The organism is Mesorhizobium sp. M0659, assembly GCF_040320605.1.
In the GTDB taxonomy this organism is placed as follows: domain Bacteria; phylum Pseudomonadota; class Alphaproteobacteria; order Rhizobiales; family Rhizobiaceae; genus Mesorhizobium.
In genome coordinates this window covers 154139-177892 of record NZ_JAMYPY010000012.1, presented here as the reverse complement: position 1 = coordinate 177892, position 23754 = coordinate 154139, and the positions used below count along the sequence as shown (strand labels likewise).

General features: G+C 59.4%; 15 protein-coding genes and 3 pseudogenes. 1 reads left to right on the top strand and 17 read right to left on the bottom strand.

Going from position 1 to position 23754, the window contains the following annotated elements; all coding sequences use genetic code 11:
* Nucleotides 1-1373 precede the first annotated feature (1373 nt).
* Nucleotides 1374-1592 carry a hypothetical protein gene (locus NKI31_RS20300; RefSeq protein WP_023806607.1) on the top strand — a complete coding sequence of 73 codons (219 nt, stop codon included), beginning with the start codon at nucleotides 1374-1376 and terminating at the stop codon, nucleotides 1590-1592.
* Between the two features lie 195 nt (nucleotides 1593-1787).
* On the opposite strand, the gene NKI31_RS20295 is transcribed toward NKI31_RS20300, so the two are convergent.
* The 17 genes and pseudogenes from NKI31_RS20295 to NKI31_RS20215 form a co-directional block, all read right to left on the bottom strand.
* Nucleotides 1788-2879: an NAD(P)/FAD-dependent oxidoreductase gene (locus tag NKI31_RS20295; protein WP_352652409.1), complete on the bottom strand. Its 1092-nt coding sequence runs from the start codon at nucleotides 2877-2879 to the stop codon at nucleotides 1788-1790.
* Between the two features lie 6 nt (nucleotides 2880-2885).
* Nucleotides 2886-4346 (bottom strand): LodA/GoxA family CTQ-dependent oxidase, encoded by a 1461-nt coding sequence (locus NKI31_RS20290; RefSeq protein ID WP_023820765.1) that lies wholly within the window; start codon nucleotides 4344-4346, stop codon nucleotides 2886-2888.
* Between the two features lie 23 nt (nucleotides 4347-4369).
* Nucleotides 4370-5803, bottom strand: coding sequence for a ferritin-like domain-containing protein (locus NKI31_RS20285; protein ID WP_081731215.1), 1434 nt, complete (start codon nucleotides 5801-5803; stop codon nucleotides 4370-4372).
* A 430-nt stretch (nucleotides 5804-6233) separates the two neighbouring features.
* Nucleotides 6234-6599: a hypothetical protein gene (locus NKI31_RS20280; protein WP_023806603.1), complete on the bottom strand. Its 366-nt coding sequence runs from the start codon at nucleotides 6597-6599 to the stop codon at nucleotides 6234-6236.
* A gap of 138 nt (nucleotides 6600-6737) precedes the next feature.
* Nucleotides 6738-9236 (bottom strand): phospholipase D-like domain-containing protein, encoded by a 2499-nt coding sequence (locus tag NKI31_RS20275; RefSeq protein ID WP_352652408.1) that lies wholly within the window; start codon nucleotides 9234-9236, stop codon nucleotides 6738-6740.
* Entirely contained in the window at nucleotides 9236-10918 is a 1683-nt protein-coding gene (locus NKI31_RS20270) for a hypothetical protein (protein WP_155921538.1), read from the bottom strand. Before NKI31_RS20270 ends, NKI31_RS20275 begins: the two co-directional genes overlap by 1 nt.
* Before the next feature lie 80 nt (nucleotides 10919-10998).
* Nucleotides 10999-14922: a S8 family serine peptidase gene (locus tag NKI31_RS20265; protein ID WP_023820762.1), complete on the bottom strand. Its 3924-nt coding sequence runs from the start codon at nucleotides 14920-14922 to the stop codon at nucleotides 10999-11001.
* A gap of 228 nt (nucleotides 14923-15150) precedes the next feature.
* A complete protein-coding gene (locus NKI31_RS20260; protein ID WP_352652407.1) occupies nucleotides 15151-15411 on the bottom strand; it encodes a hypothetical protein in 261 nt (86 codons plus the stop codon).
* Nucleotides 15412-15432: 21 nt separating this feature from the next.
* Nucleotides 15433-16989 carry a S8 family peptidase gene (locus NKI31_RS20255; RefSeq protein WP_352652406.1) on the bottom strand — a complete coding sequence of 519 codons (1557 nt, stop codon included), beginning with the start codon at nucleotides 16987-16989 and terminating at the stop codon, nucleotides 15433-15435.
* A gap of 17 nt (nucleotides 16990-17006) precedes the next feature.
* Nucleotides 17007-18161, bottom strand: coding sequence for a hypothetical protein (locus NKI31_RS20250; RefSeq protein WP_031197827.1), 1155 nt, complete (start codon nucleotides 18159-18161; stop codon nucleotides 17007-17009).
* Nucleotides 18162-18179: 18 nt separating this feature from the next.
* Nucleotides 18180-18521: a hypothetical protein gene (locus NKI31_RS20245; protein ID WP_050588946.1), complete on the bottom strand. Its 342-nt coding sequence runs from the start codon at nucleotides 18519-18521 to the stop codon at nucleotides 18180-18182.
* A 209-nt stretch (nucleotides 18522-18730) separates the two neighbouring features.
* Nucleotides 18731-18934, bottom strand: coding sequence for a hypothetical protein (locus NKI31_RS20240; protein WP_023806595.1), 204 nt, complete (start codon nucleotides 18932-18934; stop codon nucleotides 18731-18733).
* Between the two features lie 24 nt (nucleotides 18935-18958).
* Nucleotides 18959-19618 (bottom strand): acyl-homoserine-lactone synthase, encoded by a 660-nt coding sequence (locus NKI31_RS20235; RefSeq protein ID WP_023806594.1) that lies wholly within the window; start codon nucleotides 19616-19618, stop codon nucleotides 18959-18961.
* Between the two features lie 84 nt (nucleotides 19619-19702).
* Nucleotides 19703-20425: a LuxR family transcriptional regulator gene (locus NKI31_RS20230; RefSeq protein ID WP_023806593.1), complete on the bottom strand. Its 723-nt coding sequence runs from the start codon at nucleotides 20423-20425 to the stop codon at nucleotides 19703-19705.
* A gap of 406 nt (nucleotides 20426-20831) precedes the next feature.
* Nucleotides 20832-21197: pseudogene (locus NKI31_RS20225) on the bottom strand (DUF3363 domain-containing protein); the annotation flags it as partial.
* Nucleotides 21198-22135, bottom strand: a pseudogene (locus tag NKI31_RS20220) (IS481 family transposase); the annotation flags it as partial. It lies immediately after the preceding pseudogene.
* A 57-nt stretch (nucleotides 22136-22192) separates the two neighbouring features.
* Nucleotides 22193-23289 (bottom strand): annotated as a pseudogene (locus NKI31_RS20215) (DUF3363 domain-containing protein); the annotation flags it as partial.
* Between the last annotated feature and the right edge of the window lie 465 nt (nucleotides 23290-23754).

Below are 23754 nucleotides of genomic sequence, written 5' to 3'. Positions count from 1 at the left end.
GCTCGACGGATCGCCTCTGTCGTCGTGGCGCTCCCATGAAGAACCTGGCCCATAGCGCATTCTTTGATTCGGACGAAAAGTATGCGCCATCAAAGTCTGGGATCAAACATCTAGGGTCGGACAGTTTCGCACCGATAACCGAAAGTCGGTTTCCTAAACTTCTCCGTTGATCCCGGATCGACGTTTCCACCTCAGCGGCGTAGGTACGCGGCAACCAGAGGCCGAACACAGTATCTAAGCCGTAGTCGCGCATCCGTGTACGGATGGCCGTCTCATCCTCATCGAGAAAACTGCCAACCTCCATGCCATTGCGCTTAGAAGTCCGCACCCGAACCCGCTCGTTGAGGGTTTCGCGTGGTCGACGCCACTGCCCTCGCCGATTCGCGCGTTGATCTTGCTACGATCCTCCGGAGATAGCCTATAGGCGTCGAATACGAAAAGCCGCTGTGCGGGCGGCTTGTGACAGAGCACGCCGTCGAGAAAGAAATCCTGGGGGCTCCCGCTGAGGCGGTCTTTCGGTGACCGACAGTGCCCCGTCGAATACCGCCTCGACATATTGAGACAATCCTTTGTGGCGTCCGACGAGCGTCATCATTAGTTCGTGTCGGTCGCTGCCAGGGTTTGCGGAACCGATGAACCAGGAAGGTTGCGTCGTTTTAAGAAATCGGAAGAGCTTTGTATGAAAATGAACGGGGCGTCGGCCGACGACGCATACCTGCGGGTTTTGGTATCCAAGCTTGAGAAGATGCGCCCTAACGGCACGCATGTCCTCCCAAACTAAAGGCAGTGTAACCGTCGCGTCCGATCCCACGGCGATCCTAACCCGACAATAGCGCCGACGGCTGCGAGGAAGCCTCTTGAACAGTTCAATGAGCCAGCTTCGACTATAGTATCCGCCGAGGATCGTTATCTCGGTCGCATCGCCGGCTGCTTCCTGCAGTGATTTACCAGATCTAATACGGTGTGCGCCCTCGGATCTGGGTTGGCCTCTAACTCATCGAGAAGAAGGCCAATCGCATCGGCCTTCGCTACATACACGGCCTCCTTATGCGCCAATGGTGGGTCCTCCAGTACTTGTTGACTACCGCGGTCGAATGCAATTGGGAAATAGCGTCCTGACGTCCGCTAGATCCAGCACGAACTATTGGCCAGAATGCAAACGATCTCTTTGCTTGGACCCAACATCTGGTATGGAGCCGGAGGTTCGGCAGTTGGGGCGCGAGCAAACGGTCGACTTGGACTCCGTTACATCAAGAGTGGACTTCAGATCGGCGTAGGGCGGCCTTCGACCAAACCGTTGGAACAATAATGACATTTGCTTGGCGACCCAATCAGTAGGAGGTGCTGATTCATCTTGGACCTCGGCGACCACAATGGAGACGACGCTGCGGCACCTCGGAATCCTTCTGAGTGACAACGCCTACCGTCTTCCAAAGAACATCAAAAAAGGCTGGTGGATTCGGTCCAGCCGCCAGCATCTTACTCGGACCACCGGGGTCGGCGCGATCATGGCCAAGTGGCGCAAACACGGCGTTGTCATCCAGCACGGCCGCCGCCCGAAGCGCATTGTCCGACAAAAGCAGGTTAAATAGCTCCTGGGGTCAACATCCGAAGACCGGGGGCCTTGTTTATCGACTCGGGCGAACCCCACTCGGCGATGCGGCAGACCGAACAAAAGCACTTGCAGGAATGAATCCGTCGGACCCCTGCTCGAAGGCGTCGACTGGCGAATGCACCTTTATTTCAAGGACAACTTCACCCTGCCTGAAACGTCGCAATCCAAGTATCTACGAGGAACCAAGCGACACCGCCAATGCGCGTGAGCGCCAGAACGGCGCTTGCCTCCACCGAATTTCCCGCCCGTAGACGTCGTGGCGCGCCGCCAGGAGACGGCGGAATTTTTCCGCGCTTGCTACCGCATATTGGCGCAATGGACGTGAGGACTTGGATTGGAATGCCTTGACGATAGCGTCCGCCGCCGCGGTGCCCGAGTCAACGGCTCGTTCGATGCCGTCTCCGGACAGTGGGTCGAGCGTCCAGGCCGCGTCCCCAGCAACGATCCATTTCCCACGCCAAAGTAAAGTGCGGATTGAAGTGCGGGCATCTCGGACGCCGACGCCGGAAGTGCCGTCAACTCGTGTAAGCCCCGCCAGGAGCGATGAGCTTGCGAGCATCTGCCGGAGAAAGCTGGCGTCTGGCCGGGCAGTCAGCAGATCTGCATCGGTGAAGAAGCAGAGCACGTGGCGCCCCTCGAACGGCACTACATAGAACCATCCGGTCGGCACCGCCTCGACGATAGCGGACGCAGTCATTCGGGCCGGGAGATCGACCAGAACTGAGGCACACACCAGTCCATCGACAAAGTAGCGGCTGGCGTCGGGGTGCACGACCGAGCGGGTACGGCGGCCAGAAGCTTCGATGATGAACTCGGCCACGCATGTGGCTGATCGTCCGACGTGGCGTAGATGGATACAAAACCGGTCTGCTTCGCAGATGACCCCAGCGGCGCTGACATTCCGAAACACCGTCGCCCCCACCTCGGCTGCGGCGTCCTGCAAATGTCGGTCGAACACCGGTCGCGGCAACGACCTGCCCCCCGTCGCATGCCAGAACACTTCGTCGCGCACCGCTTCGTCCGCGCTGCCCCAGACCGAGTGAAATCGCTCGACCGGCCAACCAATGTCGCGCCGCAGCGAAATCCCGGATCGGTCCATTGTGCGGGTCAGCCGGGGTCCGCCGGTTTCGCCGACTCGAGCGCCCGGCTGATCGGCAATCAGCGCGACCGGATACCCGAGCCGCGCCAGCCGAAGGGCGCAGGCGCTGCCGGCGGGACCGCCACCGATCACCGCTGCGAAGTAAGTTGCGGAAGTCTCGTCCACGATCCTCTACGCGACGAATGGGGTCGCACGCTCACTTTCAATGTAGACCTCGTCGTCTCCCTGCTTCAGAATGAAACCGAGAAGTTGGAACTTCTCCACCATGTCGCTTTGCGAGTTCACATCGCGGACCCACTCTTTCGTGTCGTCGAAATCGTCGGACTGTGGCGCTTCGTCCGGACGCTGCGCAGGCCACCAACTGCCTGCGCAATCGTAGAAATCCGCCTGCCACGGCTGCGCCATCAAGGCTGTCAGATCGCCCGCCGCGATCTCTCCATGATCGATGCGATAATCGAAAGGTTCGAGGTAGATGGATCTGTCTTCAACCAATATGCCTGCCTCAATACCGGGGCAGAAACCTTGCCCGACGGCTCCTTCGAGGGAAGCGCGGGTAAGTCCCGAGCCGCTTAGGGCGGGGATATCCAGAGGTGACATATTGAAATCGCCCTGAACCCAGGCGTCTAGCATCGCCTTCTGGCCCGTGGTCAGTTGGAACGGCGGGCCGTTCTCGTCGATGTGCCCATCAAGGATCTTTTCGGCTTCCTTGATGATCTCAAGTGCATTCGCGCGCGCTGTCTTGTGTGCGGCCGCATTGTTGCCGAGGTTAGGAACGTCGATGTCGCTATGTGACCAATTGGATTTTCCATTCACCCAACGATGGCGTCGCGTCCGCTGGATGATGGGCAATATCTCTGCCGCGAAGGAAGGAACTTCTGGGATCGGGGCATTTCCCTTTTCGCGCACAATGTCGAACAGGGTTACTATCCCGCCGATATTCGGCGCGTAGTCCGGCGGACCGATGATGACCCAAGCCCCGCCTTCAGCATCCTGTGTCGCGCCACCCGCAAGCATGACCTTTGCGGTCACGGGTCCATCCGCTACGTCGTCGAACCATTTCTCGTTGTTGTAGAAGCTCGGTCCGACCGCCATACCTGCCGGTGCGCCTGATATCCCGTCGCCACCAGTCACGATCAGGCGACCTTGATCGTCGGTACGCAGTTGGCCAAGCTTCACCTCGACGATGAATGGTTGACCGGTAGGGCCAATTGTTTCAAACACACCGCCAAGCGCTGCACTGGACTGTCCGGCGCCGGTGATCGTGGTCTTCGCGGAGACGATCGCCATGCCCTCACTTCCGGCGGCCATCACCGGACGGGTCGCCTTGATGGGAGGCACAGACGGCCGTTCGGCGGCAGCCTTAGTATTGGCCAGAACGACCGACCATTCGACCGTCGCGCCGATAGGCAGTTTTGCCGGTGTCCAGGCCACACCGTCCGTTGATTCGAACAAATGAAACCGCGCACCCTGCTTCCGGATCAACTTGCCGTCGGCGCTCTTGAAACGCGTCGCCTTGGCGCCCGAAGCCGGTTCTATAGGACCTTCCCCTACCCGTTCCGGTCCTAGGAAGAAATCCTCGTCGCCGCCGATCCGTGCAATGCCGATGGCTGGAAATATTCTGTAGCTAACCAATCTATCCTCCCTGCCCTGCTCAATCAGCCGATGCCGGGGCCTGACGGCAGGAAATCGAACAGTTTCTTGTGTTTCTGGTCGGTCTTGCGAAGGTCTTTCAGTACGGTCCCATGGTCTTTATTCTCGGGCTTCACGAACTCCGGCGACGCCTCCACCTGACCGTAGAGATTCTCGAGCCGGGCTAGGATGTCGAGATGGCGCTCGGCCAGTGTGAAAGTGTCCGCCGACTCCAGAAGCGACGTATCCAGATCGTAACACGAGCCTGCGAGAACACCGCCGGGAATGTCGATGGGTTGCGCGGTCAGGATGTCGGAGAGCGGTTGAAGCGTTTCGCGCATTCCCACACGCACGGCCCGCCTGGCCAGTGCCTCGCGCAACTCCGCATCTCCCGCTACATCGCGGCTTAGCGACATTGCGTGAAGAATGCTCAGCGCAACGAGCGTGTACTGCAGGCTCTGCACTCCTGCCCAGAGCCGCGTGTAGCTGTTCAAGATCGCCTGCGGTTTCTCGCCGCCTTGACCCGGCGCAAGCGTCGGCGATGTCGCAATCGCCTTGACGGAGATGCTGCCCGCTTCGAGTGCAGTGACCAGTTTGATGAACTGCTCAAAATGAGTGTCGCTTTCATCGGAGGTATTGAACCCCTCGCCCTGCTCGGTGATGACGTCGATCGCCTTCACCGCCGTCTCGCGTGTCGTTGCCGTCTCCAACAGGAATGAATCGAAGTGGTCGCCCCATTCGGTGGACGTCGCCTGATGAGCCAGGACCACGTCGCTCGGCTGCAGATCCTGGTCGGTCACATGCGTATTGCCCGGCAGATCGACCATTGCGGTTAGATCCATCCAAGCCGTTGCCTCATCCTCGTCCAGAAGGAACCACCGCACCATCGCATAGATCGCCCCGACACGATTGGGCTCGATACCGGCATCCGTCGCGGCGATTTTCTGAAGTCGACTGACCAAAGCCTCCAGTCCATCGGGGACCTTGGCCGGCTGCTCGGCAACCGTGTACTTTGCCAGCGACTCCAGCCGCACCGGCTCCAGGACGAAAGGAATCGGATTGTATTCGCTCAACTTACGCAGGACATCTCGCTGCATGTGCAAAGCCGCCGGTCCGCCAAGCAGAAGCAGCAGATTTTGCACCGTCGCCAGATGTCCCATCTCCTGGATGGCGATGTTGCGCAGCATTTTCGCATAGGAAGGAGGCCCTTCGCCGTCGAGGATCGAGTCCGCGGCATAGAGATACTGAACCAGCAGCGCGTGCTCGACCTCGGCCGCGACCTTCAGCAAGCCGATCGCTTGGTCCTTGGCAGTCTTAGCGTCTGCAACGAGCGGCACTCCGACTGTTTCTAGGAGAGCGCGCTGCTGCTGCAACGGAGGAAGGTTTTGCAAGCCTTCCTGCGAAATACCATCGTAGGTCCGCGCCGCGGGCCTATGCCACCTGAGAACCGGACGCTTCATGCCCTAATCCGCAAATAAGAAGGGAATTTCTGAAAGAGTTCAATAGCGGCTGACGTCGAAGACAAATCAAGAGTAAACTTATATCGTTCTTAGGGCCGAGCACCACAGAATAAGTGATTTTCCTAGGGACGTAAACTCGTCGAATTAGCTGCGAGTCCCTATTCGTCGGTCGCCTCTTCTGTATTCCCGGGACCGCGGCTAATGTCCGGCGTGATATCAACGGCCACAGCTTCTCTTTGCTCAACAATTCAACACGATCGAGCGCGTCGAACTCTGGTAGACACCGAAAGAGTGGCGTTCGGTCTCGACACGATGCGCGTCGTACCCATAGGTGTTGGGCGCGCCGGGCGGCTTGCGGACCCGAGGCGATCATGCCAGTGACCCTCATGGGAGCGAGGGTCGGAACCCCCAGACGACCGCATCCAAGTCACTACCACCAACGGTTCCAGAAGCCGCGTCCTCGGGAACCGCTAATGTCCTGCGGCGGCAAGCCCACTTGGTTCGCCGATCGCGGGCTCGGCGACCCCAATGGCTGCGCGGGCGATGTCATCGTGTTGAGTCCAATAGCCGACGCGTAGACGAGGCACCCGTTCAATAGGGCGACGAAGTATGCACTGACATCCGTCGCACCCGCGAAAAAGGCGACCGCGACGATGATAAGCTCCGCGATCACAAGTGAGAGCCACTTGGCGCCGTAGTTGGCGACTGATTGTATCGTATTACCGACAATCACAGTTGCTCCGGTTGCTCCAGCCAAGGTTCCCAGCGTGGCTAGGGTGAAAAGCTCTTGCGGCATTTTGTTGCCTCCAATTTTGGATTCAAACACTTCTGCTGTAACTGCTGATGATCAACTGCAGTCATTATTACTGCGTAGACTGCCGATGCGACTAGACCCCTGAAACGATCCGGCAACGTTTGACGATAGCCGAGCCGCTCAAATGTTCCTGTAGTCGGCCACGCTGGATATCACCACACCACCTTGGGCGAAATCGGAAGCAGATCGGATACCCGCCTCGGCGGGATCGATAAAGTCGGGTGGCGCAGCTCCAGGTTCGCTGAGTTCCCAGTCGGCGTCGAAGAGCTTCGCAAAATAGCTGGCGATGCCAGAATGCTCCACGAGCAGGCTGGCTTCGCGGTTGGAAAGCAACCCGGTTGTCGACCAGTTTTGCGAGCCAAGCAACACCTTCTCATCGTCAACCACGATGAGCTTGTTGTGACAATGGACGAAATGACGGGTCGAGAGATATCGATAGTTTGTATCGAACGCTAAGTCGAAATCGTCCATCGCCTTCACGAATTTCTGTTTCTGGCCCGTATTCAAATATTTTTTCGAGACGATGATCCGCACGTCAAGATCAGGGTGATCCGCGCGTGCATCTGCGATCTCTTGCAGGAGTGCCTCGACCGCGGGCTGCCTGCCGCGGAGGTATTGCTGCTCAATGCGAACGCTGCGCCTGGCGGACCTGAGCAAGAGGCTGAGCGTCGGATGAAAATTTTCCGGTGTGATGACCGGAGTGACGCTGATCGGTGACTCCGGCGTGACGGTGATGCTGGAAAACAGTCTCGTCGGAATCGCTGGCGGCGCTGCTTCGAAGAAGATATCGCTGGCTGGCGAAGCAGCCGCAAGCACACCGGGCGGAACTGCGTCCGGCGGCTGCCCTTGCGACAGCCGCATGTCGCGGGCGACCAGATCGGAGAAGAAGGCTGCCAGTTCGCGCGATTCAACTGCCATCCCCATATCGCGATTGCCGGGTTCGAAACTCCCTATTACCACCCCGTCGCCCTCGTTGAAGGGGATGCTATTTTCCGACCAATTGCCGCTTTGAATCATCGCGATCTCGCCGTCGACCACGATTATCTTCTCGTGTGCGTTGCCAAAGTAGGCCACGGGATTCCCGGCCGAGCTGGATGGCGCCTTGACGCAGTTCGCACCGAGCGCCGCCAATTCATCCAGCACGCTCCGCTCCTCGATGGAATTTGTGTCTAGCATCAGAGATAGAGAGACGCCGCGCCGCATCGCGCGCTTCAGATGTTCTTTCATGTATTCCGCGCTAAAGTCATAGATGCCGATCACGAGTGAGCGGGTCGAGCTATCGATCAGCTTCTTCGTGACGGCGTAGGTTGAATCCGGCGAGGCATAGGCCATGATCCTGCCGGCAACAGAACGGGGAACAAAGTTCGAATCCGGCAGCCGGGGATAGGGCAGCAATGCTGGCGGCGCGGCAGCGTCGTCGGCCGCGTCGGCTTGGTCGAGGCTCTGGCGAAGCACCTGCGGCAGTGCTTCGAAGACGGTGCGTTCGGCGACCGTCTGGTCAGAAAGCGCTTCGTATGCTGCGCTTCGGCCGGGACGCCGGGTCGGCAAAGCAAGCGCATCCGCCGCTTCAGAGGCGACGACCGCAGGCGGCGCACCAGCCTCTCCCCAGCATCCCTCGAAAGAGGCAACCGTACTCTGCCCGATGCGAGTAGCCATGCCCTCCAGCTTGATGGTGATGAAGTCCGCGATCTGTGCGCCGAACTGGATAGGCCGGCCGTCGATCTTGATGTCGCCCACGACATAGCCGCGCCCAGGTGGAACTTCGTAGGTCGCGCGCACGAAATGATCGTTGCTGCCGCGCGTGAAGCGCCAGAAGTTCATTGCATTCTCGCCGTCGGGCGTCACCCAACCCACTGGGTTAAACTGATGAAGATAAAGCCCCACAGGGTTGTTCAGCGTGATATCCGCCAGCCTCCTGGCGAGGGCGTTGACCTGATCGCCGATGAACGGGTCGCTGTTGCGGTTCGGCTCGCCATAACGCGAGCACTGTATCAACGCCTGGGCGTCGGTGATGTCCTGTCCGGCCCGCCTGCGGCGAATGGTTGCGGCAGCGCCCAGCCAGATCTCCGCCCTAAGCGTATTGGAGTCCTGGATCAGATGCACGATGCCGTTGCTGGTCGAGTTGTTGAAGCGGTTCCTGGGCTCGTAGACACCGCCGACAAAGAGGTCTTCGCGCTGGACCGAGGGCGAAACAAGTTCCCGATAGAGCGACACGGCCTTTTCCGGGTCTTGGCCAGCCAAGAACTGCCAGTATTCGGGGCCTTCGCAAGTGAAATCGACACGCATGATCTTGCCGCTGGCCGGATCGCGCGCCGCGCTCCATTCGCAATATTCGTCCTGGACACTGCGCGCCGCGTCGGCCCGACGCCAGCGTTGCATATCACTCAGGGAATTGAGGCGCACCTGGCGAGGAAACGCGTTCCACGAGATCACGGCAACCTGCGCGTCCGCGGCTGGCGGATTGGTCAGCGGATTGAAGAACTGATCGCGCGGCCCGTCATTGCGGGCAGGATCTCCTTCGCGGGCGTTGTCGAGCCAGGCAGAGACCTGCTGGCTCCAGGCCTGCTTGCCGGCTGCATCGAGGTCATCGAGAAATCCAGGCGGATCGAAGCGGGGCATTAAGTCTCTCCCTGAGGTGGTTGGGGCTCGTCTGTTTCGGCAGTCCGGACAGGCTCGACACGGCCAAACTCGGTCATCCGCAAGGGAGCGGCCGTCAGCGGTATGTTGGTCCGCGGGGTGGTCAGCGCGAATTCGGCGAGTGGCCTACGGCGAAACCGCCGTCGTCGATACTCCGCTAGACGGAACCAGCCGTCGACGGTCTCGGGATCGGTCATGCCCGCCCTCAACAACGCGAAGTACCGCGCGATGCGCTCCCTGGAGGCGGCTTCGAAATCCACCGTCTCGAAGTTCGAGAGGAACTCCCGCTCCGGACTGTTGGCGCCATTGCCTTGCTGACCTGTAGTGGCACGGATCTCCTCCAGAAATTCCCGTTCCATTGCTTCTCCGGCGTTTGGGCCTTTGGCGACCGTCGGCACATGGCGAAGCAGGGCCGCCCGGCGCGCCGAAAAGACTGGATTTGGGAAATCAGTCATCGTTAGCGCCGCGACGAAGCGCCTGGTCAACAGGCTGGCCAGCACGAGGGCATCGATCAGCTGCGTATCCTCGAAAGCCGGCTCGGGCGTCAGAAAGGCAAAATGCGAGTCGCCCTCGATGCGCAGCAAGCCGTCGGACAGATGAACGTCGTAATCGGCCTGACACCGCCGATAGACCAGTCCCGGGATCACGATGTCGGCATCTGCCGGGTCGTCGGGCTCGAGGCCCAAGGTTGTGAACAGCGTATCGCGGTTGAGAAAGAACGACAGCGGTAGCTTAAGTGGAGTCTGCTCCCCAATCAGGCGGCTCGCCGTTTCCGACGTGGCTAGGTTCACCGTGGTGTCCGTCACAGCCTGGCGCAGGAAGTGGCGAACGTCGTTCCAGCTGCCGTCGGCGTCGACCGCCCGGGCGATACGCGCCGCATTCCAGCGCCGAATGCCAGGTCGCGCAACCTCGGTCTCCATGCGTTCAGCGGTTACGCGGCCAATGAATAGAGGATCGTTCCGCAGTGGATCGTCAGGCGCCAGCGCGTTTTCGTTGATGCCTGCCTGCGGCGCGTGCCAATGAATCCAGGGCGATCGCAGCTCCTTCATGACCGTCGCACCGTTCACATGGCTGTCGAAAGGGCCTTTGCCGCGTGTGGCGGCCTGTAATGCGTGGGACGACATCCCAGCCCAGAAGTAGGCACCAGCCAGCCGCTCGTAGAAATGAAACACCTTGTGCGTATCGTCCCAGCCGATGATCTGCAGAAACGCATCGTCCGCGGCGGAATCGGGTAATGTGCTTGAGGAAACGAGCAACGTGAAGTCGGCTTTTCCACGAACGATCACGAAACGGAATGCGCGCTGGAGCCGATCGGTTTGCGGTGTCCACGGAATATGTCCGCCATCTGCGACCAAAAAGACCAGCTGTCGCGGCAGCGCATCCGGTGTCCCGCCGAGTACGTCGAAGGCTGCAATCAGGCTCCGCGCCGTCAGCGGAAACGGATTGCCGGAGCGCAGCAGTCGGCCAAGAGGGTCATCTAGCTTGGCGAGTTCCTCGGCATCCATCGGCCGTGGGTCGGTATCGATCCCGCCGACTCGACGATAGAGCACATTCGCTTCGGGCGGCACTGCGTCGGCAGGCGCGGCCAGGCACGCACCACCCTTCCGGTAGGGATAGTTGCGCGTCGGGAAACGCTGTTGCTCCCGAGAGATTGTCAAGCCCAACTCCTCTCCATTCGTCAGGCGGCGTCAGCGCCGCATCGAGAATTGACCCTGCTGTCCGAGTCGGATGACCGCCGCCTCCTCTACGCCACGTTCCCGCGATGGACCGCGACAGCCACAAGATCGTTCGGCTTGATGAATCCGGCCAGGTTGATGTTCGACCCGGCTTTCATGGGCAGCGTCAGCGTGGCCTTGCCCGCGGTGTCCGGATTGAGACTGACGTTTCCCTCCGGCTTGCCCTCGACGTAGAAATCCAGCCTCGTCAGTCCGACCGTATTGATGCTCACAAGGCGAAAGCCCGGCTTGGCCGGATCGGAGGCGCCTATTGTGACGCTGATCTCTCGACGAGGTTCCTTCGAGAGGAGTTCTGCGGCACGAGCAAGCAACTCTCGATCACCTTCCATCACATCGGCGCGGGTGGGTCTGTGTATCTCGTCAGGGACGACGCCGAAGTCTTCAAGCAATGCTCCGGCGCGCGGTCCAACTCTCAGGCACTGGCGTATGGCCACGCGCATGCTGGCGTTGTTCGGTAACGGCTTCAGCCCCCATCCCGTCGGAAGGACAAGGTTCAGGAGCCAGTGCTCCCAGACATTCGCTCCGCCGGCGCCAGTGTTACTGGCGACGCCAAGGATCTTGCCTATCCGGTGGTCCTGGAAACCTGCGGCAAACATGTCGGTTGCAGAGTAGCAGTTGCCGTCAACCACCAGCACAACAGGGCCATAATAGCGCTGCCCGATCGAGTTGCAACTGACCGGGTCGGTCAGCGGGAAGGCATGAGAATACAGAGAGCCCGTCTCGACTGCCTCCTCAAGCGATGGGCGCCATTGATCAAGGGGAATCTGGGAACCGACCGGGTTGTTACGTGATAGATCGAGTGTACCCGGCGTGACGACGAACTGCATACGTTCAGGTTCGATTCTCGTCGCGGTAAGTGTCTGGAGCAGTCGCTCGGCAGCCAGGATGCTGCCGCCTCCATTGCCACGCACGTCTAGGATCAGACCATTTGGTGGAGTGCTCCCGAGCAGCCGGACGAATTCCGCAACGAAGCCGTCAGCGTCTTCAACATGAAATGTTCGGATCTGGATGTGGCCATAGGTTACGCCGCCAATGTCGATGGTCCTGGCCCGGAACGCAGCGTTCCAGGGCACCATGACGCTGATCTCCGTGCCGGTCGGATTTTCCTCCAGCGAGTCAGGCGATGCGCTAGCGAAAAAGCCCGAGACTTGCTCACCGAAATTAGCGCTTTGCAGGTTCCGCAAGGCGCCGGAATCGAAGATGAGCTGGCGCGCCTCCCGCACCGCATCCGCCGCGTTATCGAGGCCGAGCACCGCGGCCTGCCCGAGATTTCGTGACAGCAACGCCGCGGGAACGGCAGCTGCCGGCTGCGCCGCCTCCGCCGGAGGCACGATCTTGGCCGGTTGATCGAAGATGACACTCGCCGACCGCGCCATGCTGTGTCGGCTAAAATCCACCGACACATTCGCCGCGAAGGAGATATCCGCCGGAGGCGCCTGCGGAGGTTGCGGCTGAATTTGCGCAAGGGGCGCCGACACGGCCGTCTTGTCGGAGCCGCCCGACGTGGTCGGCGCATAGCGGACGAACCATTGCTGCCGCATCTGTCGCCGCTGAGACAGATTCTTCGGATCGCCGTGTCGCGGCAGAAATTCCAGGTCGACGAAATCGGCATCCGGCGGCAGAGCTGTATTCATGGGCCGGATTGTCAGAGAACTGACGCCTCGCGCGTGGCGCGCCGCGTCGTTACTTCCGGCGGTCTGCTCGGCATTCGCACGCACGGCGCGCTCGATCGCCATCCCGTTCCAGTAGAACAGTTCGCTGCCCGACCCAAATTCGGGAGCGGGGAATTGATGGCCGGTCAACACACGCGTTACAACGTACCTCCGAACTCCGTTCTCATAGAACGGAGCCACCTCGAAAGGCAGGTAGGCGATGTAATCGCGATAAGGCTGCGGAAGCTGATAATTCGTATGAAGGTCGCGTACCGAGTTGAAAACTTGAGTTAGCGTATTGTGAAACGCCAGTTCGTCCCGTTCACCGGCAGGAATATTGCTCTCCTGCATCAGCCGGCGCTGGAGCACGCGAAGTCGCTGGATCGGGCGCACCGCATGGATCGCTTCCTTTAACGGGCGATGGACATAGAAATTGTCGAGCATCTGGATTGCCTGGCCCACGATTAGAATACGATCCTGTTGCGTAAGAGTACCCTCGACGCTTTCGCGAAAGCTCCGAAGCGTCTTGTCGCCAGCCGGAAGCTGTTCGCCGGAGGCCGCGTCGGCAACAATCGGCGTTTCGGCCACCGTCTCCCAGCTGATCGGCCCGCCGGTATTCCTGGGCAGCACCAATTGGCTCTGGCGACGATTGATGCCATGGACCGACTTCGTTTTCGGCGGCTCGGCCACCTCCATCCCGGCCGGCGTGCGCAGTGCCTCTGTAGGCTGGCTTAAGCTGCGGCGACGCAGGGCCTCGGCCACCGCGGCCTCGGCGTTCAGGAACGTGCCGATCGGCTTGCCGGGATCTTCAACCAGCGTGGAGCCCGTTCCGGAAAGGATGTCCCGGACGTCGCCATGTGTCAGGTCCGGGTTCACCGACAGCATCAACGCGACGGTGCCAGCGACCTTAGGGGTCGCACCGGACGTGCCGCCGAAGCCGTTGCGGTAAGAGGAGTCCGACGCATGACCGCAGGTCAGGTCGTGGTTCAGGTCGCCTGGTGCCGAAACCACGACACGGCCGCCGTAGTTGCTGAAAAAGGCGCGTTTGTTCAAGTTGGCGTCGTATGCGGTCGCTCCGACGAGAATCGAGCCGGTTGGATCGAACGGCTCATCGGAATCGGTCCTGTCGGCCGGTCGATTGCCGTTGCCTGAAGCCACACAGACGACGCAGCCGTCGGCAATCGCAGCACGGATCGCACGATGCACGGATGGGATTTGCTCGAAATTGCCGCCGAGCGTAGTCTGAACCTCTACGATCACGACCTTGCGTCGGTTCGCTGAATTGGTGCGACGAACGAAGTCGACCGCCTCGGCCCACGGCTCTTCGAAGACGGGTGCGTTCGGGCCACTGTCCCCTTGGACCGCCCAAAGCGAAGCCTCCGGCGCATATCCGGCCATGCCAACGCCGTCTGCGCGCGCTCCGGCGATGCCGAGCACCGCAGTCCCATGCGCCGCGTGCGATCCTTGCGTCACATCGGCACCGCCATCGACCGCATTGTAGCAGCGATCGATGGAAGCCCGAAATTCCTGGTGAGATGTGCGGCAACCCCAGTCGATATCTGCGACCACAACGTTCGCGCCACGCGAATACTGCCAAGCCTGCGGCACGCGGGTGCGATGAAGATACCACTGCGATTCCAGTCCAGTTGCGGGGTCTGACGTGAGCGGTCCGTCGCCGATCTGCGGATCGGTAGGATCGGGCTCCGACAAGGCGAGCATTGGCGGCGCCGCCTTGGGCACGATAACCGCTTTGGTGACCTCCGGCAGTTGCTTGAGCGCTGTCGTCACCTCGGACGGAGGCGTACCCCCCGGAAAGCGCAGCCGCATGAAGCTGGACAGCGGCGGAAGGCGCTCCAGTGCACTTGCCTGTTCAACCGATGCAGATCCGATTGCGGTCGCGGCCCGAAGCGCATCGAGCCGCGCCTGTTCCGCCTGAACCTGCCCCTCTGTGAACACCGATCGCGCCTCAAGCAACCCATAGCGGCGCAAGACGCCGCGCAATGCCACGTCCGGCGGCGCGGCGCCGGCGCCTTCTGCGAGATAGCCCGCAATGTTGCTCGAGAGCGCAGAGCCAATTGCACTTGCGCTCGGTGCCAATTCAACTTCGACGACGAGGTCTTCTTCCGGTGTGGGCGGCTGACTTGCGGCTACACCCGACGATCCTTCGCCTGTTCCAACCGGTATGAACGGCGACCCCGTGTCCGTAGGGTCCAGCATCATAGCATCTTGCGCCTTGATCGGCTTGGGCGCCGTTTCCGAGGAATTGCGTTTTCTGGCCATCGGTTTGCGGCACCCAACCTCTAAGACATTGCTAATACTTCCGTTTTCACTTTTATCCTGACGCCAGCTTTTGGATACAATACTATCGATCAAATAAATTCAACTAGGAATTGATTTAGAGCGACACGCCGGCGTTCTGAATGGTTGGTAGTACGGAAGTTACTACGACCGCGCCCCTTGACCGGGCGATCGGAGACAACCGCCCGATGGCTAATCACAGGCTACCACCTAAAGCCCACGTCGTGCCGGCTCCTGTGTCATCTCAACTTCAACGAGCTCCGAAAGCTTGCGCCCAACGGCTTCAGTGTCGGCGCCTTCCGTCAATTCGACGCAACCCATTCGAGCTGTTTCAGCGCGCTTCGCCGTAGGATTCAGATATTGCGCAGCTTTTACTTCGGCCCACCCTTCGATCGTCGCCAGCAACTCATCCCGACGGAGTCTGGGGACATCCGGCTTAAAGTTGAACAGCAGTACATCCGGCTGGGGCAAACACACAGTCTCCTGCCGTTGCTAACTAAGCAATTTTGCCAAGTTCAGCCGGCCGGCGCCATAGTCGGGATGGAATGCAGCACCACCCATACCAGGCACAAGATCAGCCGAGTTCATCAACGCAGTTCTCACGTCATGCCCAGGCATCTTACCCTTGTTCGCGAGCACTAGCGCCGCCGCTGCCGCAACGTGCGGGCTGGCCATGGACGTTCCCTGCCAGGAGGCGTAGTTCGTGTCCCGCGACTTCGGCGCCCCCGGGATCGATGTTCCATCTGGTCTTGTCGCCGCTACGAAGCCCGTCTGACCAGGATAGGTCGGTAGCGTTGACCAGATGCCAACGCCAGGAGCGGCGATTGAGATGTGCCCCCCTCTGTTCGAAAAATCGGCGACCCTGTCATTAATTGTCGTCGCACCAACGCCGATCACACCTGGTATTGCTGCAGGGTAGGAAATTGGACTACCCAAACTGCGTTCATTTCCCATGGCTGCAACAACCGTCACACCGTCGGCCACCAACAGGTCGAACAACTGCCTTTCCTGCGGGTCAGGTTCACCCGGCCCACCGATGCTTAGATTGACGACATCAACTTTCGCGTCCAGGCACTCGCTTAGCGCACGACGATACATCACAGGATCCACATAATAGACGTACTCGTCTGGTCCTAGCAGCACCCGAAGGAGATCCGGCTCGTCATCAAAGATCTTCCAAGCCAGCAGTGCACAAGAGGCAATACCGCGTACTCCGAAAACGTTATCGAAATTTGCACAGATCGTTCCAGCGACATGAGTACCGTGTCCAATCACATCTTCGGGACCGGATGGCGCGGATACGCCTGCATAGCTATGCACATAACCAGCTATCCGACCAACCAAATCCGGATGCTGTTCGTCAATTCCAGTATCAAGAACGGCCACCTTTATTTTCATTGCATCCTGGAAACCAGGCAATCCCCGCGCTTCGCTCCAACCAATCCGCGCCAGGTTCCACATATCGCCGGCGGGAGGAATTGCCGCCGGCGTCGCACCTGTAACCTTGCTCCGGCGAGGGCGACGAACTGAGGCGTAGCGGACGGGGACGCGCGCGGCAAATGTGACATCCGGGTCGTTAGCAAGCTCGTCACGTAAGCGATTTTCGTCGCCCTCCGAGTCCAGCTCAACAATGCAAACACCCGCGTTTGCATCCTTGCTGCGTTTCTGGCTCGCGGTGGCGCCAAGCGTTGCAGCAACACGGCCCCCGCCCCCGCCGTATCTTGCTTGGGAACCGGCTATGGTTGCAGCCGAGCTAGCTAGAACCGGAACCAACCCGTCCCCTGGGCTCGCCGACGACAACGGGATAACCCGCTTGATCATGCCTCGCCGCGAAAGCCCCACCATCGCCGAAATGGCCGGGGAATCAAGCGACGCGGCAACGACACCCGGGGTCGCTCCCGGCCAGAACCGACCCATTGACGGTTGAAGACCCACGACGAGCATACCTTTGTGATACTCCGGCAATCCACGAACCGAAAACGACATGATGGTCACGTCCTCCGAACTGTTGTCGCGTGGGATAGCTGGTTTCAATCGGCGATGCTTCACCGCCCCGGATTCCAGCGCTACTTGCGGGAATTTGCGCGCCGTAGGGCGAAAACGAAATCCTGCTGAAAGAACTGCAGATCTCCATTGGCATCGACGAACATATTTGTCTGGTCGGCGACCGGCAGCGACGTGTCATGTCCAGGAGGCCCTATAGGGGTGAGCCCCTGGCCTGCTCCGTCTACACCAAAGAAGAACGGCATTTCATCTCGTACGTCATCAACTTTGGTTCGAATGGCCGCGTGGGCATGACAGCTAATGCAGGAAGAATGCTCAAAACCGCCCTCTATTATCGGATCAGAAAGGATATTTGGGCGTCCCATTGAATCGACGAAATCCGATTCGACACCGCTGAGTTCATAGTTCTGCCAAACCGTTCCATTGAGAGCAGCCGGTCGACCAACAGGATCAGGTTGTGGAAATGCTGGCGTTGGCCCGTCAACTTGTCGGAACGAGGTCCAGAACCAGTTCGGAACCTCTTTAGTAAGAATATGCAACGCGGCGAGACCCCAGAGCACACCGTTCTCGTCGCGGTGCGTGTAATAACGACCAGAGATCTCAGGCTTCTCCTCGGCCACAGCAAATTTCCTCCACGAGGCTTTCACCTCAATCGACTCAAGTGGAAATGACATCTTCTGCGCCGCGGCCAACATGGCCTGCATGAATTCTTCTTGTCCCTCGACGGAATAGAGTCCGTTGTCACGGATAAAATCGAATGTTGGCTTGTTCATTCGTGTTTCGTTGGTCGGCTCGCCGGGATCGAGCTGAATGCCGATGCCGTTCTTGCCTTTCAACAGCTCCGCGACCAAGACCGACGATTTTGGCGGATCAACAATCTTCGCAGTATTGCTGGGCGGCGTCTCCCATGTCTCAGGTTTCGTGGCTGGGTCCAAGAACACTTCGGTCCGGGCTAATTTCCACGTCTCCCAGACCACCTGCCCGGCATCGCCGATCTTCTTCGAAGGATCAGCAATTCCACGCCCTTGGGAAAGGTCGGCGGGATGATTGACTGCCAAGAAAAGATCCCAGGCGTGCTTGTGAGGCTGATTGATTGCATCTGCAGGATTGGGCCGCAGTACAGGGGCTCCACTCTGCCCTTGTAAGGACGCTGGAAAGATTGTGCTGAGGACTAAAAGTGCAGCGGCACAGCCGCTCATGCGTGCAATCAAGTTCATTTTCGTTTTCCTCCTGGATCAGGCTGGCGCTCCAGCCTCAAGCCATGCACGAACACGATCGATCTGATCCTGAGAAACAACGGGGCGCCCCGCTGGCATTCTCCTGAACGTTGCTCCGGCAACTCCAACGTCGCGCCCGAAAGGCTGGCGCGCTTCGAGCGCCTTGACAAGGTTTGACTCTACCGGGTCAAACCCATTGCCCACCTTGGACGGCGCAATCAGTGCCACGCTGCCAAATACCTTGTATGCGACAAATTCATCGCGCGTCAGCGTACGCCAGAAATTCTTATGTGCGCCAATGTCATCTGATGACACAGCGCCCTCGAGGATGCCTACTATATCCGCATATCTATCAATCATCACATAGATCCGAGAGCGCACAGCGAATAACACTTTTTCAGCGAAAACCTGCTTACGCTGCTGTGTTTTTCTAACCTAAATTCATCATGGGTAAATACGCATACTCTGATAAACTTTGTCTAGATTATTTCTTGTTGGGACAGCCTTTCTCGGGGTCAGGTTTTTAATTAGGCGGCCTTCAGAAGATTCCCTGCTGGCACGTATCTACATCATCCGGTTATGTTGCGGCAAGTTACTGCCACCGGCTCCGGGCTGGCTTGCGTGATGTTGTAGAGTTTGTCGCCTGCTTTCATCATGACGCAGCCCGCCTCAACACTGGCTTGCGCATCCGGAGGCTGTGACCTGCAGGCCTGTGTGCCGGATGCAAGCCCAACGACGATAGTTGCAGCGATGAAGATGGCCTCCGTTCTCATGCTTCCTCCTGATGCCGATTGTTACTATGCAGGCACGCGCAGCAGGTTCTTGCTGCTTTCGAGGAATGGCCGTTGAATGCCGCGACGAACCAGCAGCGAATGGCCTATGCCCAGGATCTTCCGAACACTTGCCAGTGCCGCCTCATTCACTTCTATATAGGCGACAATGTACCACTCACCGCTTTCTTCCCTCGCCATGCCCATCGGCTCGGCCCGCCATTTGAGCGCGCCGTGGTGGGGCATGAAGTAGGTTTCCTGGATGCCGCCAACGGCGCTGAGACCCTCATCGAGTGCGTATTCCATCACCGCGCAGCACAGCTGAGTCAGCGTGCCCCGCAGACCGGTCGAGCGTTTGTCGGGCACGACGAAAGTGCGTGTCCATTCGGCCCAATCGGGACGCCTGGGCACGCCCGATTTTTCGCACATGTGAGAAAAGACCTCCGAGACCATGTGCGGCTCGCTCGTTGGAATCAATCGAGCCGAGGTCACCACGCGACCGTCTTCGATACCCAGCAGATAGGTTGCCGCTTCCGTATCGAACTGGTCCAACTCGCGACCATCCGGGCTCGCAGGTCGCCAATGTTTCTGGTGCACGAAAAAGTCGTGCCGCCGGCGCAAAAACTCTTCGAATTCGTTTTCGTAAAGATGTTTGTTATGCGCGTTGACGACATGCGCAGCTATCATTGCGCGATCCCCCGATCGTTCTTCGGGGGAATAGTTGCAGTCTCGCTAAAGTACGTCACCTGTCCGATCGGACAGTTGACACGTTCAGGGATGGATTAGACGCCTGCGAACTGCTTCGACGACGGCTTGCGTGGTCGAAGCGACGCCAAAAGCCTCACGGGCCCGCGTAGCGTGCCATTTGACAGTGCGCTCCGTCACGCCAAGGATCTGGGATGTTTCCGACGAAGTCTTGCCTGCCGCAGCCCACAAAAGCACCTCCTTTTCGCGATCCGACAGCATACCTTCATCGCCGTCGTCGTCATTTGACAGAGCCTGGATCGACATGCCGGCGTATACCGCCATCGTCACCAGTTGCACCTGCTGTCGCGGAGAGAGCGTGCAGGACTTGGCAGAGGAGGCGAATGACAAGACAGACTGCCAATGATGGACGCTGAGCATTGGCACGGCAAAACCGCTCAGGATGCCGAACTCTGTCGCTTCGCTTGCAACGCGTCGCGAACCTTCCGTATCGGACCATTTGGCGGGGACGTCGGCCCAAAGGAACGGCTTCAGGGTTTTCGCCGAGTATATGCAGACGCCATCAACGGCGGCATGCTCGGCCTCGACATAACGTTGGAACCAGCCTGCGGGCCAGCCATTCAGTTCAACCATCGGCGCCAGCTTTTGCCCTCCAAGTGGCACACCACTCAGGATGAGATGCTCGAAGCCGAGATTTCTGACCGTTTCAAGAAGATCATTTAGCAACGGCCCGGTTGCCGTGTGCTTCCTGCAGCGTTCGACAAAATCAAACACGTCTGAATCAATCATGTCAGCGACCCCGCCCACACTCGCTGAAACAAGTATATCGGAAAATTAGAGGCTTGGAATGTATTCTGACAAGCCAGCGCTGGCTCGACAGCGGGCTGAGTGCGGGCCTTGCTTCGATATGGGGAGTTCCCTGCCGGCCTCAAAAATCTAGAGGTGGACGGCGGCCATAAATTCCTCGGTTGAGCGGGTTAGGACGCTTGCTGAAACTGCAACCGACTCCGCAGTTCTTGGCGCACCTCTGTGCGATGCAAGGCCAAGGCTCTCGCCGCGCCGTGGAGGACGAGGCCACAAAGGCCAAGGCCTTCCCGTATTATCTCGTATGGTTCCGCCTCCACTCACATCAATGCGTGCTTTGCACCAGAAACCGACATTTCCGGCGAGGCTCCTGAACTGACAACATTGCCCTTCGCCCACAATGCGTGGATGCCAGAGTTGGCCGACTGTCGACCGTCGGGGCTCCTAGCTGATCTTCAATCCATTGCTCGGCGCGCCTGTTCAAGGCTTCGCGGACCTCGGCGCCGAAGCCACCTTCGGCCACGGCGACAGGCTCGCGAGCGATCGCCTGGCGGTCGAGCCAGGTCGCACCCAATGCGCCAACTTGTTCATTCACACCAAGATCGGAGCGCACTGCCAGCACTGCCCGGCGTTGACCGCGAGCATCATCGAATTTGCGCAACTCGACAATCGATCCCGGTGCGCTGTCGCCAGTGGCTTCCAGATCGGGAAGCTTGATGTGATGGGTGCGCCCGTCGCTGCCATCGACCACGGCATAGGTGTTTAGTCCCGGCATCTGCTGGATAGGATCGAGCGTGAATCGTTTTGGCTCTTTTGTCCAGATTTTGCAGATGAACTCTTATGGCGTGAGGCCCTTCAGGATCTTTAGCCTGCGTCCGAAATTGTAGGCGCTGATGAAGTCGGCGAGATGGGCTTCGAGCTGCTGGTGGCTGTCGTAGTGGAAGCGTCGGACGGTGGCTTCCTTGATGGTACGGTTCATCCTTTCGACCTGTCCGTTGGTCCAGGATGCTTCACCTTGGTCGTGCGATGCTCGATGCCGTCTTCCCGGCAGGTGCGCCCGAAGATGTGCTCCATGGCCGTGCGGTCCTGCTCGCGGTTTGTGAACTGGATGTCGGTGAGGGACGTGTGGATTTTGTAGGGAACCGCCGGGATGAGGTGGCGCAAGAGCTCGGCTGCGATCATCTTGGTGGCCCACTTTTGCAGTTCGACATAGGCGAACTTGCTCGTCTGATCGATGGCCACGAAGAGCTACAGCTTGCCTTCAGCCGTCTGCACCTCGGCGATGTCGATGTGGAAGTAGCCGATCGGATAGGTCTTGAACTTCTTCTTGGCTGGTTTGTCGCCTTCGACTTCAGGCAGGCGGGAAATGCCGTGGCGCTGCAGGCAACGATGCAATGAAGAGCGGGGCAGGGTCGGAATCGTTGGCTGCAGCGCGTAGAGGCAATCGTCGAGAGGCAGCAGCGTGTGCCGCCGGAAGGCGACGATCACCGCCTGCTCCTCGATCTGGGGACCGTCGAGGATGGGTTTGTCGGCCCCGTTGGTACATCGGCGACCGACGTCCGCCCTTCCACTGATGACCGTCTTCTGGTTGATCCCGTAGCGCTTCGCCAGCGCTCTCAGGCTCTCTTGACTATTTTGTATTGCTCGACGGACTGCCTCTGTCGTCGTGGTGCTGTCGTGTAGAACCTGGCCCATAGTGCCTCCTTCCATTCGAAAGAAAACAATGCACCATCAAAGCTCGGGATCAAACACATAGGCTGCGCCACTCAACTCGTCGTCAAGCCCGCGTTCGATCAGACGGCCGATGATGGGCGCGTTAAGACTTTCCGCCGCCAGAACGCAACTCGTTGATCCGCGCTCGACGCTTGAGCACCCAGCGCACGGTTCATGCGCTTGATGATGTCGCCACGCTCGCCGAGTTCGCGCAGTGTGACCTCGGCTTTGTCCTCAATCACCCATTGGCCAGGCCCGATCTGATCGGCCAGACCAAAGGTTTCGAGCTTGCGCAGACGGCCGATCTTCAGCGCGTGATAGTCGTCCGGTCGGCTATGAGGACGGGGGGCTAGATCGATGACACCGGTCTCGCGGCTGTCGCGAAGCAGTTGGCGATCGAGTTGCGTCCAACGTTCGGACTGGATCTGTCTTTCGAGCGAGCGGCGGATGTCGAGATCGCTGCGCGGCCCCAGTTCCTGGGTGATCCGGTCGCGAGCCCGGTCGCGCATTCCTTCCTTGATGTAGTCGCGCGAGATGATGACCAGGTACTGGCCGTCGTCGCGCACACCGCGTACGATCAGATGGACATGCGGATGCTCGGTGTTCCAGTGATCGACGGCGACCCAGTCGAGCCGTGTTGCGAGATCCTTCTCCATCTGCCCGGCCAGATCTCGGGTGAAGGATTTCAGGTCCGGCATTTCAAGGGCGTCGTCTGGCGAGACGATAAAGCGGAAGTGATGCCGGTCGTACTGGGTCGTGAGGCGAAGGCCTCTCCATCGGTATTCTCGGTCCCCGACCCGAACAGCCGCGCCCTATCCCCGTCCCGGGTCACGCCGTTGCGCCGCAGATACATGAGATGTGCACCAAGCGGGGTAGCGCGCACGGAATGACGAACGACGCGGGCCTTGATAACGGCGCCGCGCGAACGCGAGGTAATGAAGCGATTGGCCTGGATGCTGGCGCGCTGACCGTGACCAAACCGAGAGCGATTGCCGTGAAAATCCGGCCCGAGCGCGAATGCCGCCCCCTGCTTTTTTCGCCGCCGCCAATGCCTGTGCGATAAACGGCCGGACCTGCTGGGCACGGGTCGAGCGAATGCGACCGGGCCGAATGCGAAACTCGCGCTCATCGTCCATGGCGCGATCTTGCAATGTGGGAAAGAGAACGCAGATACAACGGCTTGGGCGTTCCGCACACATTGCGCTGCTGTCTTGCAATGTGCCAACGCACCAGAAAATCCAGCAATAACAACCACAAAACCGAGGCGCAATGTGCGCCCTTTTATCTTGCCATCTCAATCGGTTGTGTTTTGCGATACTTTGTAACCATCGTCGTCCATCCTTACATCTACGATAATATGCGAATCTATTCTCTGCGCTACGATTCCGCTTTTGACCGTTGAGTTCCGATACGCCGTGCAATCTTCCGCGCTCTGCGACGGTGTGGTTCGGCTGCATGGTTGCAGCGCTCGAACCGTCGTGGCGCATTTTTCCATCGGAGTGACGGAGCAGCGTCACAGGCAATCCGGCGCGGTTCGGCCGACTGTTCGTCAGCGCGGCCGCAGGCAAGATAACGTGCGTTTCGTCGCTCCTGGTCTGCAT